Genomic DNA, 12,817 nt, shown 5'->3' with positions numbered 1-12,817 from the left:
TGGGTTTTTCTGACACCACTCATGCTTGGACTTATTTACTACACCCCTAAAATGAGTCATATGCTATAGGAATGGCGCACACAAGCAAACTCATATGATTGGCTACATACCATTCACGCATACAACTGCCTCTTCCAGCAACACGACTGGCTTAATTATGAATCAAAATAAACCCTCATGCATCGTGCTTGTACATTATGCGTAAGTACGATTTTATTACTATTTTTAGTGCTTGCCTAACTGTACTCGGAGGGGCAATTTTTTATACTGCCCTCCTGCTTGGAGTAGTGAAGTTTATTTTTGAACTTCAAGGACGACCACCTCTTTTCCTTGTTATCCCTACTTACTGCTTGTTGGTATTACTTGGCTTTCGCTTCCAATTTAGAGCCCTGCTAAAGCTTCTGAGTGGAGGATAAAGAAAACTGTACAAACTTTTAAATTCCCCCCTCGCTGAAATTAGCATATCAGGACAATATGATTTAATTCGCATCCGTAACGGTCGTGTGCAACTTAGATCAATGGGAGGCAGGCCGTTCGAATTCATGTTTACTGGAGTCAGTATACATAGACTCCACCGTAATACTATTAACGACCGACTCAAAAAACAAAGCCAACACTCCCATTTTTTTTATATGCGCGCTCGTAATTCAAAGGATCAGATCTAAACAATTGAAAAGTTTCTGGCTTTCTAACCAACCCAAGGAGACCTCTTAAAGACAATCCTATATCAGCAGCCCCATACATCATATTACCCTCATACTCGCCCCTTGCTATATATTGATAAAATTTTCTGACTGGCCCTTCTGCAGGCGTAGCACCATGACCATTATAAATATTCATGGATGCTTCATAAATATTGTTAACACCATGAGATCCGTACATTATTCCTGCACTCACCGATGCACCACGCGTAGCGACAGTTACTCCAACACTTAAATATATTTGAGTAACCCCACCAGCAAATGTAAACCCATTTCTTCCATAATAAGCCAACTTATCCCTCAACTCCTGCTGCTCATCCCAAAAAACAGCAACGCCTTCAGCCGCACTAATAACGCCCTCTTTCACATCTTCAACCACCTCATCCACAAACGCCGAGACTTCCCCGAGAAAACCCAACCGGGCAACACCGTCATGGATATGCATCGCACCGGCCGCACAGCCCAGTGCAATAAGCTCCTCGGCGGCTTGGTTGAGGTCGTCGAGTGAGCACTGCGCCTCATCTTTCATGAGGAACCTGCCACGTCATGCCCGCGCTGGTACGGGCGGCGATATGTTCGAGGATGATGTCGCCATAGCGAATGGCGACCGTTTCGATCGGTTGCGATTGACCATTTGCACTCGAGGTAGGGACGTGCAGAACAATTTGGGCAATACGGGCTTCTCGCAATTCGATTCTGAAGTACTTCTCTTCGCCTACGGTGGGTGACGCCCGGTAGAGATGAATAATGCAATTCACCTTTTCGCCGTCATCCAATGCTTTAGCCAGAAGTGGCGAAGACTTGTCGATGTATTTGGTGATCACCACAGGGGAGTGATTGGCGTTGCTACCGAACGCGCTGGTGACCTGCCCGGCGAGCAAACCATGGGTCACCGATAACACCATGATCTCGTCCAGATGTGAGGTTTGACATTTATTACCCATGGACTGCGGGGTCGAACACCCCGCGGAGATCAGGCCGTTATTGACACCCTTAATGGTCATGTAACTGTTATTGGCCATGCGCTGCTCACGATCAGGTTTGAAGCCTGCATTTTGAGCGAGTGGCGATACAAGCTTTGTAGGGGCTTTCTGAAGTTTTCAAAAGAACCGCTCAACAAAACCGGCAATGATCAGACTCAGCCCAGCCGTTCCACCTCTGGCAGTTCCATGGCATCCACCTCTTGCAGCAAAAAGTCGCTCAAGCGGCGCAACCGTTCGCCCCCGGGGCGGGTTTTGGGCCATACCAGGTAGTAATTTTCACCGCTGGCCACCGCCGCGCGAAAGGGCAGGCTCAAGCGGCCCTGAGCAACGTCTTCGGCGACCATCAATAAATCGCCCATGGAGACGCCATAACCCCTAGCCGCAGCAATCATGCCCAACTCCAGCGTGTCGAATACCTGGCCGCCTTTAAGGGAGACCCCTGCGGTCAGTCCCATGCAGTCGAGCCAGCGCCGCCAGTCCCGACGGTCAGGCGTAGGGTGAAACAATTCGGTCGCCGCCAGCCGTTCGGCACTCCAGGGCAATTCGTCTTGCACGTTGGGCGCACCCACCGGGATCAGCATCTCGGGAAACAGCAAGGTCGCTTCCCAGTCAGGCGGGAAGTGACCTTCGCCCTGTGCAGGGCGTTCTTCCAGCCGCACTGGTGGCTCGTGCGGCGGGTCGTGCTCTGGTTGTGCCGATGGCCAATGCAGAAGAAGCCAGCCTGGCTTCAGGTTTGACGGTCATTGCCGCTGAACATTTGCTGCAAGTCGTGGCGCACTTTTCTGCCCGTTCGGTGATTGAACCCTATGTGGCGAGCGGCTTGTTGCACGCCAGCAAACCTTATCCAGACCTCAGCGATGTACAAGGGCAACTCTCAGCCAAGCGTGCACTGTTGATCGCCGCAGCGGGCGGCCACAACTTGCTGTTCACCGGCCCTCCCGGTACGGGCAAAACCCTGTTAGCCAGCCGCCTGCCCGGCTTGCTGCCGCCGCTGAACGAGCAGGAAGCGCTGGAAGTGGCCGCCATTCAATCCGTTGCCGGCCATGTGCCGTTAAGCTGCTGGCCGCAACGCCCTTTTCGTCAGCCGCACCATTCAGCCTCTGGCCCCGCATTGGTGGGGGGCGGCTCTAAACCGCAACCGGGCGAAATCACCTTGGCGCATCACGGCGTATTGTTTTTGGATGAACTCAGCCTTAGGCCTCCATGTCAACATGTGTCACCCAGTCATCCCGTTCTGCGGTCCTCGATCCTAGTCTCAAAACAAGGTAAGCTATCAAAATCTAGGAGATTTTTTGATGATTGATGCAGTTGACCTTTTTTGCGGCGCTGGAGGCTTAACAGCGGGTTTGCGTAAAGCTAACGTTAATGTACGCGCTGGTTATGATAACGATGCTAATTGCAAACACGCATATACGGTAAATAACTGTGCGAGTTTTATAAATAAGGATGTGCAAGAAGTTACGGTCGATGAAGTACAACACTGGTATGGCGAAGGAAACATACGACTACTTGCAGGTTGCGCTCCATGCCAACCTTTCTCGACATATAATCAGGGTAAAGACGCTAGCCTAGATAGAAAGTGGCCTTTGCTCTATGCATTTCAGCGGCTTATCAGAGGTGTCGAGCCAGAGCTTGTAACGATGGAAAATGTTCCAGACGTGACCAAGCACGAAGTTTATCATGACTTTGTTGCCTCTCTGGAAGAACAAAACTATCACGTGTGGGCTGGCCGGGTCGCTTGTGCCGACTATGGTTTACCCCAGAAAAGACAACGTCACGTTTTGCTAGCCTCTAAACTAGGTCCAATTAAGCTTATACCCAAGACGCATGATGTCTATGTGACAGTTGAGGATGCATTAAAAAAGTATGCAAGGCTACAAGCCGGCGAGCATCATCCTTCGGACCCACTTCATCGCGCGGCAAGATTATCGCCTATTAATATGGCCCGAATTATTCTTTCGAAGCAAGGTGGAACCTGGAGGGATTGGCCTGAATCTTTAAGGGCAGATTGTCACAAAAAAGCAAGTGGACAAACTTACGCAAGTGTCTATGGGCGTATGAAGTGGTCTGAACCGAGTCCTACAATGACAACATTATGTTATGGATTTGGTAATGGACGATTTGGACATCCCGATCAAAATAGAGCTATATCATTAAGAGAAGCTGCAACGTTGCAGTCATTCCCAGATAGTTATGAGTTTCTACCTGAAGATAAGATTAATTTTAGAACTGTTGGGCGAATGATCGGAAATGCAGTACCTGTCAGGTTGGGTGAAGTAATAGGGCAAAGTCTTAATGCTCACGTCCAAGAATATATGTAATTAGTTATATCGTATCGTTGATTTTTGAATGTAAGCATCAGTTATGATAAATATTGTATCCAAATGAAGCGATGCACGCTGCCATAGATAGGGCAGCGTTTATATCGTACTCAAATCGGTCAAGCGCGCCATGTCTCAATATTAAAAGCGCTCCACTCCTAAGCCTGTGCAACTGCCTCGAAAGGATAGGGGAGACGAGCGTGCTCACCCACTCTAAGAAGGTGCTTGAGAACCCCGTTCCCTTCCCTATTTTTTATTTGGAATTCTCTTAATATCTCCCACCCCGCTAATGAGTGAATTGAGAAAACTACTAGTTCAAAAGCAGAACTAGCAAACATATAAAAGGTTGGGAAGTGGACTGGCATCCAAGTTATACATCCTGGCAGCTGAGAGGCAGTGCTATCTACAATAATAGGTTGCACATGGAAAAAACCATGCTTATCTCCATGGAATCGTTCTGGATGCTCAAACCTGAACCCAAAACTATTTATTACATCCTTTTCGCCAGAGATAAGCAAGCACACTGTTTCAGCGTTAAGTTCTTCACTCTTGGTACCGACAAATCGCATTAGCTTTAACCAGCCACATTTCGAGTCGATGTCTACTATCATATACGATGTACAACTATTTTTCTTTGGTGCCAAGATAAACGCTTTAAGTTGATTTCTTAATGCTTGTTGAGCACCGTCGAAAAAAGAAATATTCGTGCGAGACGCTGCTGCACGCGTCTCTTTGAAAGGTGAGAATTTTTTTAATTTAGGCTGGCTATTCAATGTTTTCAGGTGAGCTGCATGCCCGTTACTCAAGAGTACCGCTAATGAATCCGCTTGTTTATGGTCCATATTAAAAACTCGAATTACATTAGTAGATATGCTTGAGGTTCGTAGCTAACATCATTACCACTACATTGAAGCTCGCCTTCTACCCAACGCTCATTGTCGTACCCAATTAGGTCGCTAGGATAACTAGATGCTTTATCTCTCTCAATAAATCGTGATGTATCCTCACAAAAAACAAAATCGGGGACTTGAGATATATCAAAATCACTGGGAACTGGATAAGCCTCTTTGACTTCCTCGACCCAGAAAGATGGTCTCGAATACATGAAAGCATTTTTTACGGCATATGTTGAAAGCGTTGGGTTAACAACATCTGCGTACCCTATAGTCGACAGCCTCTCCCACGCGGATCGGTCTGTTGGGTTGCTGAGAATCCAAGGGAATCGACTTACGATATGAGGTAAGTCAGCTATAGCTTGCTGATTAGGCAAAACAACTTTTTCTAACCAGTGCGAAATTATGGCACACGAAACCCTAGCTAATTGCTCGGGAGGCATGCACTCAATAATGGGTTTGTCTTTATCTAATATATTAAAAACGCTTAATCCTAAGCTTTTTAAAGCGATATCACGGAATGTTCGAGCTCCACCAGATTTAACGCCTAGGACACCTGCGATATCATATGTAAGATAGTTTTGAGCATCGGTATTTTCTAATTCAAAGCCAAGAGTTTTCATGACGGGCTCGTCAAGATTTTCTTGGATAAATGCTCTGAATTGTTCGATTCGCTCTACTTCGGTTAGTAAATTAGGCCAGTGCCAAGGTCTAAAACCGGTAAAGTCTGAAGACTTCCATAGTCCTTGATCCATTATTTGTATACTTCCCACATCATAGTCGGCGTACGACGATACTGTTCGTTTCATTGTTAAGTCGAAGTTACATGTTCCATACTGATTAACGACAACGATGGGGCCTATACTAGACATTAGCCTCGCAGTATATGCTATTTCGGCACCAGTAGACCAAGCAGCAGATGCTTTTTCGTCTAGCCCTAATAAGTCATAATCTACTATGAGAAGGTTATACTCTTCATATCCTATAGCCGGGGAGTAGTTTCCTGCTCTTGAAGCCAGCCTTGATCTATGCAGTTCTGTAATGAAATTTGAGACTTCATCCTGTTTAAAGACTGTTATGTTCGCATCAACAAATTGAGAGAGCATAACCTTCCAGCTACATGCTCTTTCATACTCATCATCCAGGATTAATATGTTAATTTTGTTCATCGTGATTCCACTCTAATTTAAAGGCTGTATTGAAACCCACTGGAGGGGGCACAAAAGAAACAGTGCAATCTAAAGAGTCAGCGACCATTTTTACGATCGTAAGACCAATGCCCATTCCTCCCAACCCCAAAGCTTTACGCTCTTCCGGAATTTCTAGCCTTCTTATAAATGGCTTAAATAAGTCGATGCTGTCAGATAAACGAACACCTACACCTGTATCTGCAATAATAATGGAGGATACATTTCGCGTAATCTCACCATAAGCAAAAATCAAACGTTTATTTGATCCAAGCATTGCGTTTACAGCGTTTATTAAAACATTTTGAAAAACTGCATTCCATGCTGCAAGTGTCGCGGCAGGCAACATCATTGATTTTGGAAAATCATACTCGACATGGACTTGTCGCAATAATGCCTCGGAGTTCACCACTACGCGGTTTAATACCTTTCCGACATTATATTTATTGCGCTTTTCTCTATCATACTCATGCATAAGCGGGGAGAATAATTTCCGAGCCTTTGCAGTCCTCTCTGCCCAGTTATCTAGAGATTTAATAAGCTTTGGCATGTCCAATATTGCATCATTGTCAGTCAACTGCTTACGCATATCTGTAAGGACAGTGAGTTCTTTGTGCAGCTCATGCTCCATGGCCAGCGCGGCCATGCCGGAGGTTGCTAAGGCCGCAAGAAGTATACGCTCCTCATTAATAGCAGAGCTTCGTTGTTCCTCAAGGTCTTCAAGCTCTTTGAACTTTGCAGATACCGCTTCAACTTCTGCCCCAAGTTTCTCAGGGAGCTTCATCGATAGTTGAAATAACTGGTTTCTTATTTCAGAAACTTTTTCCTCGGTTTTTGGTATTTCTAATCGAGCTGATGCCTTTTCTATATTTCTGCGCTCAAATGAACGCATTGCGTAGAAGTCAATGGCCCATCTAACGCTGTACTGCAGCTCTGCAAAAGCGTCATTGTCAATTAGACGGTCACGTGTAACTTGAACGTTTAGGTATGCTCCTTTATTTAGCTCAGGTGCAGTTGCAGTAGTACGCTCATGCGAAGTGGATATCTTTACGGCACCAAAAATACGTCCATTTGTAGGCAAGTCATTCAAGCCGCTTCGAACTTGTAGATTTGCAGGAAGCAGTTTTGACTTGTTTAGACGATGGGAGTGGTCTATTTCTAGGCCCAACCAGTCCTGCTCATCGCCACCATAGAAAGGGAGTCTAAACTTATTATCATAGATGTGTATGCCACCAAATTTCCTGAAGTAATCCCTGGCTTCATGAACGTTTATGCCTCCTGCTTGTTTTCCAGAAAGCTTAAAAACGTAAATTCTGAAATTTACTTCATCCAACAATCTACTAGTTGGTGGGAAATTAGCTTTGTACTCATCACCATTTTTAAAAGTAACAACCACTTCATTTTGGCCATTCGATTTTCCGGATATTAACTTGCCTTCGATAATGGCAATCCAGTTCTCTAAAGCTCTGTCCATTTGATTGTTGAATGCATCTTTTGCTGCAGCCGTTAGCCCCTTAACTTGGATGTCAAAAACATCATCGGTTTCATTGTCCATTAACTCAAAAGGTGGTTTTAAAAACCAAAGTTCACCGGCCAAGTCGGTAAGATCTTCAACGAGCCATTCATGCTTCAATCCTATAATTTTAACAGACGTACCGTATTCATAGCGGCCGTCAATTTTATTTGTCCCAGGGCTTGGGTAAATATTTGCTCCAGCTTTAACTAGATCATTCGCTTCTCGAGCTTCACCCCAATTTACACTTGCTCGAAATGCCTCTGAACCATCAACATCTTTAGAATGTATTTCTAATTCGTCGCCGAGAAACTGCACCGACAGACGCCCAACTCCTTTTGACCCTGTAACTTGACGAGATCGCCCAGTGAGCTTCTGATTTTGCTTATGAGTTGTACCAACTCTCAACCAGTACGCGATAAATGCGGCACGGCTCATGCCCGTTCCATTATCACTTACAGTGATACTATTTCGCTCAAATGTAACGGTTACTTCGCTCGCATCAGCGTCGTAACTGTTTTTAATAAGTTCTGCTAACGCTACATAGGGTTTGCCAACCAGTCGCTCACCTAGCTCTCGTAAAAGAGCGGCATCAACAGTGAAGGTATGAAATTTCGGCTTAATATCATCATCGACTCGATTTTTTCCTGGCATGGCACCTTGACCTAAATCGTCCTTGAGCAGAGAAATATCAATGCTCGGTAGAAAAACCAACAGCCTCACTAATTCTCAATTATACGGTGATCGCTACGCGTCACTGCTTTCATCATATCGTAGAATCAAGATGAAATCTTAGCATGATCCTACCATTAGTAGCGCAAGGCCATCAATAGCGCTATTCTTAAAAAAATGGAGGGATAAGACATGCCTAAATATGAATATTTAAATGTTTATCGAGATCTTGGTATATCCTCGCCTGAGATAAGGGCGTACGGACACACTGCACGCTCAGTGCTGTGGATAACGTTTGGCTGGAAACCGCGTGTGAGCGCATGAGCTTATCGCTGCGCGCAGCCCATCGTTTATTGAAGGTCGCGAGAACATTGGCGGATCTGGAGCAAGTAAAAGAGATAAAGAGGAAGCATTTGGCGGAAGCGTTGCAGTATCGGCCGGACAGTTGGTGAAGGTTATAAACTGTAGGAGATTTCATTAAACAAATAAGGCTTATTCTATACACTCACCCAGAAACCATCCTCCCAACAAAAAAATCTTTGCCCTCACCTAATTTACTGATTATTATTTGGCCATCCCTACATAAATATATTATTAACTGATGAACTTCATAACAATCAGATATAATTGCGCCGTTGCCTTACCGGTGTTTAGCTGCTTAATTTTCTACACAATGCTTTTCGTTTGGCCATTACAAAAAGCAGGGCTCATCAATGGCAACTTGTTGAAAATCATCTATTATAGAATTGTGCATTTATCTACTTGTTATCTAGGCTTGCGCCTTTATATTCCTAGACTGCGCGAAAAACATGACAAACCACTGCCTCCTAGCCAGCAATACAACCGGGCAATTTATGAATTTAAATAAATTTCTCCATTCATTAAGCTTGTACATACTGGTCATCACATGTGATGTTTTTTATACATCCCTATTGATGTGGGGAATAGAAATGATAATTACGCTTGACCACATGAGTTATTGGGCATTAACGCTAATTGTATTTCTAATAATTTTATTCTTAAGCATCCGATACTCAGTTCCGGAGCTGAGGAAAGTGTGGTAGAGCGTTATCGCAAGTATTGATTTATACTAGTTATTGTAGATAGCGCGAATACTGGCGAGTCTTGAGCATGTCGAGCATAAACATAAAATATTGATGGAATCGTCACACTGCCGGCCGAATAGTCGATAAAGGTATTAGCTGTAAGATATTTCCTCAAGCATTCATCAACCTAAACATGCGAATTAAGCACACCAAGAAATACTAGTCGCCAGAAGTTTTAGCCTGCATCATTTGTTCAACACTAGATTTATAATTATAGCTAAAAGACACTTCATTGAATTAACCACCGCCATCTATTACTTGTACCATTTCAGTAGATGCGCTTGCGTGCCCTACCCCCTATAAAAAAGGAATATAAAGTGCATTTTAAACTACGACTATCAGCATGCGGCTTGTACCTAATAATCATTGCATCATGTGCTTTTTATACTGAGCTCATGGTTTGGGGGGCAGAAAATTTGTTTAGTCTTAGCACAAAATCTATATTCATTTTAAGAGGCTTAGTATTTTCTACGCTGTTCTTTCTAAGCTTTAGATATTGCGTTCCAAAACTACGTAAAATCTGGTAATTCCAAAGACTACAAGCTCACCGGTTATCGGTCTCGCGATTCATTGAATATATCGTTAAGGCGTCCGCTACGCCCTCGAACGACAAGGCTATCTTGCAGGCTTGCTTGTAAGCCATTTCGTAATTAATTGAATCTTGTACAAACAACTGGAGAGATTATTTTTTGCGGATTGCTCGAACAAGACCACCTCCTTAAAGCATAAGATCCACTGCACCATATGCCATATTGCCTTCGTATACACTGTTGCTTCTTTGCTGATACAGATATTTAACTGGGCCTACAACAGAACTCTGATTGTTTGGACCTATAATAATATTCCCCACACCTTCATAAATATTATTGGTTCCATGAGCCACAAGCATGGCCCCAAAAGGAGTCCCGATCCCATATGAGGCACCTGTAATAGCCACTCCTAAGATCAGACTCAGCCCAGCCGTTCCACCTGTGGCAGTTCCATGGCATCCACCTCTTGCAGCAAAAAGTCGCTCAAACGGCGCAACCGTTCGCCCCCGGGCCGGGTTTTGGGCCATACCAGGTAGTAGTTTTCACCGCTGGCCACTGCCGTGCGAAAGGGAAGGCTCAAGCGGCCCTGAGCAACGTCTTCGGCGACCATCAATAAATCGCCCATGGAGACGCCATAACCCCGAGCCGCAGCAATCATGCCCAACTCCAGCGTGTCGAATACCTGGCCGCCTTTAAGGGAGACCTGTGCGGTCAGCCCCATGCAGTCGAGCCAGCGCCGCCAGTCTCGACGGTCAGGCGTGGGGTGCAACAATTCGGTGGCCGCCAGCCGTTCGGCATTCCAGGGCAAATCGTCTTGCACGTTGGGCGCTCCCACCGGGATCAGCATCTCGGGAAACAGCAATGTCGCTTCCCAGTCGGGCGGGAAGTGACCGTTGCTCAACAGCACGGCGCAGTCGAAAGGCTCTTGATTGAAATCCACATGATCAATGTCCATCCACGCGCTGGTCAGTTGCACTTCATTGCCTGCCTGCAAATGGCGAAAGCGGCTCAAGCGCGCCAACAGCCAGCGCATGGTCAGCGTTGAAGGCGCCTTCATTCGAAGAATGTCATCTTCAGCGCGCAAGGTGGTGCACGCGCGCTCCAGCGCGCTAAACCCTTCGCGTACGCCGGGGAGCAACAGCCGGGCGGCCTCGGTCAGTTGCAATGTGCGCCCATTACGCTGGAACAAACGGCAGGCGAAATGAGCTTCAAGGGTTTTGATATGCCGGCTCACTGCGCTTTGGGTGATCGACAACTCTTCGCCCGCACGGGTAAACGAGCTATGGCGGGCAGCGGCTTCAAAAGCGCGTAGGGCATAGAGCGGCGGTAGATTACGAATCATCAGGGTTGTTCCGATAGCGCAAGGCGATGAGTAGCAAAGAGTCGCATGAGTTTAAATCATGTCACTAATCATTTTTATCCCTTTGCTTAAATCAGTCAGGGCACCGAAAATTCAGCCTTTAAACGCACTTGAAGACAATTGACCGATGATCAAAAAGCATCCTGCACGTATCGAACTCGGGGCCATTCTGCGGCTGGCAGGGCCGCTGATTGCCTCGCAGTTGGCTCACATGTTGATGGTGCTCACCGACACGCTGATGATGGCGCGCCTCAGCCCCGAGGCATTGGCCGGTGGCAGCCTTGGGGCCGCCAGTTACTCATTCGTGTCTATTTTCTGCATCGGCGTCATTGCCGCCGTCGGCACGCTGGTGTCTATTCGCCAAGGAGCGGGGGACATAGAAGGGGCAACCCGCCTGACCCAGGCCGGATTGTGGCTCGCCTGGGCGCTGGCGCTGGTGGGTGCCGTGGCACTGTGGAATATCAAACCTCTGTTGCTGCTGTTCGGCCAGACGCCCACCAACGTCGAAGCGGCGGGTCAGTTTCTGCTACTGCTGCCGCTGGCCCTGCCCGGCTACATGACCTTCATGGCACTGCGCGGGTTCACCAGTGCGATGGGGCGTGCAACGCCAGTGATGGTCATTAGTCTGATCGGCACCGTTGCCAACTTTTTGCTCAATTACGCACTGATCACAGGCATGTTCGGGCTTCCGAAGTTGGGCCTCATGGGTATCGGTCTGGTGACAGCGATTGTGGCCACGGCTATGGCGCTGGGGCTTGCGTGGCATATCCATCGTCACCCGGCCTACGATGCGTATCCGATCGGCAAAGGATTATCCCGGCTTAATGTCACGTACCTGCGTGAACTGTGGCGACTTGGCCTGCCCATCGGCGGCACCTATGCCGTGGAAGTCGGCTTGTTTGCGTTTGCCGCACTGTGCATGGGCACCATGGGCAGCACGCAACTGGCCGCCCATCAAATCGCCCTTCAGATTGTGTCTGCAGCTTTTATGGTGCCAGCCGGTCTGTCCTACGCGATCACCATGCGTATCGGCCAACATTATGGCGGTGGCGATTTACTGCGAGCACGATTGGCAGGCCGCGTCGGCATCGGTTGTGGCGCGTTGATCATGCTGGGTTTTTCAGTGGTGTTCTGGTTCTGGCCCACTCAACTTATCGGGCTGTTCCTGGACTACAACGACCCGGCGTTCCGTCCGGTCTTCGAGCTGGCCGTGAGCTTATTGGCGGTAGCCGCCTGGTTCGAGCTGTTTGATGGTGCACAAACCATCGCCATGGGCGCCATTCGCGGGCTCAAAGATGCCAGAACCACGTTCCTGGTCGGGCTGTTTTGCTACTGGGTCATTGGCGCCCCGATGGCATGGCTATTAGCGTTCACTCTGGGCTGGGGCCCTACGGGTGTTTGGTGGGGGCTCGCATTGGGGCTGGCCTGCGCGTCAATCAGCCTGACATTGGCCTTTGAATGGAAGATGCGGCGCATGCTCAAGCGCGCGCGTAAGGCCGAGAACGCTGCGAACGTGAGTGCCTTGACGTGATCAAGGTCTGCCCTGTTGCG

9 protein-coding genes and 3 pseudogenes are annotated in these 12,817 nt (G+C 47.3%); 4 read left to right on the top strand and 8 right to left on the bottom strand.

Annotated elements, in window-relative coordinates:
- Positions 1 to 597 precede the first annotated feature (597 nt).
- The 3 genes and pseudogenes from EQV93_RS05015 to EQV93_RS05005 all read right to left on the bottom strand — a co-directional run.
- Positions 598 to 1,230: a DUF4225 domain-containing protein gene (locus EQV93_RS05015; RefSeq protein ID WP_240890986.1), complete on the bottom strand. Its 633-nt coding sequence runs from the start codon at positions 1,228 to 1,230 to the stop codon at positions 598 to 600.
- Positions 1,220 to 1,723 carry an Hcp family type VI secretion system effector gene (locus EQV93_RS05010; protein ID WP_146426679.1) on the bottom strand — a complete coding sequence of 168 codons (504 nt, stop codon included), beginning with the start codon at positions 1,721 to 1,723 and terminating at the stop codon, positions 1,220 to 1,222. The genes EQV93_RS05015 and EQV93_RS05010 overlap by 11 nt, the downstream gene beginning before the upstream one ends.
- Before the next feature lie 116 nt (positions 1,724 to 1,839).
- A pseudogene (locus EQV93_RS05005) lies at positions 1,840 to 2,310 on the bottom strand (LysR substrate-binding domain-containing protein); the annotation flags it as partial.
- Between EQV93_RS05005 and EQV93_RS05000 the strand changes: the two are divergent.
- Positions 2,310 to 2,873: pseudogene (locus tag EQV93_RS05000) on the top strand (ATP-binding protein); the annotation flags it as partial. The pseudogenes EQV93_RS05005 and EQV93_RS05000 overlap by 1 nt on opposite strands.
- A 106-nt stretch (positions 2,874 to 2,979) precedes the next feature.
- Positions 2,980 to 4,005, top strand: a complete 1,026-nt coding sequence (locus EQV93_RS04995; protein WP_240890984.1) for a DNA cytosine methyltransferase — start codon at positions 2,980 to 2,982, stop codon at positions 4,003 to 4,005.
- A 158-nt stretch (positions 4,006 to 4,163) separates the two neighbouring features.
- On the opposite strand, the gene EQV93_RS04990 is transcribed toward EQV93_RS04995, so the two are convergent.
- The 3 genes from EQV93_RS04990 to EQV93_RS04980 are packed head-to-tail and all read right to left on the bottom strand — an operon-like array spanning position 4,164 to position 8,321.
- Positions 4,164 to 4,847, bottom strand: coding sequence for a hypothetical protein (locus EQV93_RS04990; RefSeq protein ID WP_240890982.1), 684 nt, complete (start codon positions 4,845 to 4,847; stop codon positions 4,164 to 4,166).
- A 14-nt stretch (positions 4,848 to 4,861) separates the two neighbouring features.
- Positions 4,862 to 6,067 (bottom strand): hypothetical protein, encoded by a 1,206-nt coding sequence (locus EQV93_RS04985; protein ID WP_240890980.1) that lies wholly within the window; start codon positions 6,065 to 6,067, stop codon positions 4,862 to 4,864.
- Entirely contained in the window at positions 6,054 to 8,321 is a 2,268-nt protein-coding gene (locus tag EQV93_RS04980; protein WP_240890979.1) for an ATP-binding protein, read from the bottom strand. The genes EQV93_RS04985 and EQV93_RS04980 overlap by 14 nt, the downstream gene beginning before the upstream one ends.
- Positions 8,322 to 8,524: 203 nt before the next feature.
- Between EQV93_RS04980 and EQV93_RS04975 the strand changes: the two are divergent.
- Positions 8,525 to 8,722 (top strand): annotated as a pseudogene (locus tag EQV93_RS04975) (YifB family Mg chelatase-like AAA ATPase); the annotation flags it as partial.
- Positions 8,723 to 10,094: 1,372 nt separating this feature from the next.
- Here the strand turns inward: EQV93_RS04975 and EQV93_RS22500 are convergent.
- Entirely contained in the window at positions 10,095 to 10,433 is a 339-nt protein-coding gene (locus EQV93_RS22500) for a DUF4225 domain-containing protein (RefSeq protein WP_442968874.1), read from the bottom strand.
- A complete protein-coding gene (locus EQV93_RS04970) occupies positions 10,328 to 11,248 on the bottom strand; it encodes a LysR substrate-binding domain-containing protein (RefSeq protein WP_240890978.1) in 921 nt (306 codons plus the stop codon). Before EQV93_RS04970 ends, EQV93_RS22500 begins: the two co-directional genes overlap by 106 nt.
- A gap of 145 nt (positions 11,249 to 11,393) precedes the next feature.
- On the opposite strand from EQV93_RS04970, the gene EQV93_RS04965 reads away from it, so the two are divergent.
- The gene (locus EQV93_RS04965) at positions 11,394 to 12,797 is read left to right on the top strand and encodes a NorM family multidrug efflux MATE transporter (protein WP_146385578.1); all 1,404 of its coding nucleotides are present in this window, start codon (positions 11,394 to 11,396) and stop codon (positions 12,795 to 12,797) included.
- Positions 12,798 to 12,817 lie beyond the last annotated feature (20 nt).

The sequence above is a fragment of the Pseudomonas sp. TMW22091 genome (assembly GCF_022496705.1).
Taxonomy (GTDB): Bacteria; Pseudomonadota; Gammaproteobacteria; order Pseudomonadales; family Pseudomonadaceae; genus Aquipseudomonas; species Aquipseudomonas saxonica.
Note: the sequence above shows the minus strand (reverse complement) of the source record. Positions and strands in the feature narration are given on the sequence as shown.

Excerpts from the sequence above, each read along its gene's own strand:
- EQV93_RS05015 (WP_240890986.1), bottom strand. The coding sequence starts at position 1,230 with ATGAAAGATGAGGCGCAGTGCTCACTCGACGACCTCAACCAAGCCGCC.
- EQV93_RS05010 (WP_146426679.1), bottom strand. The coding sequence starts at position 1,723 with ATGGCCAATAACAGTTACATGACCATTAAGGGTGTCAATAACGGCCTG.
- EQV93_RS04995 (WP_240890984.1), top strand. The coding sequence starts at position 2,980 with ATGATTGATGCAGTTGACCTTTTTTGCGGCGCTGGAGGCTTAACAGCG.
- EQV93_RS04990 (WP_240890982.1), bottom strand. The coding sequence starts at position 4,847 with ATGGACCATAAACAAGCGGATTCATTAGCGGTACTCTTGAGTAACGGG.
- EQV93_RS04985 (WP_240890980.1), bottom strand. The coding sequence starts at position 6,067 with ATGAACAAAATTAACATATTAATCCTGGATGATGAGTATGAAAGAGCA.
- EQV93_RS22500 (WP_442968874.1), bottom strand. The coding sequence starts at position 10,433 with ATGGCCCAAAACCCGGCCCGGGGGCGAACGGTTGCGCCGTTTGAGCGA.
- EQV93_RS04970 (WP_240890978.1), bottom strand. The coding sequence starts at position 11,248 with ATGATTCGTAATCTACCGCCGCTCTATGCCCTACGCGCTTTTGAAGCC.
- EQV93_RS04965 (WP_146385578.1), top strand. The coding sequence starts at position 11,394 with ATGATCAAAAAGCATCCTGCACGTATCGAACTCGGGGCCATTCTGCGG.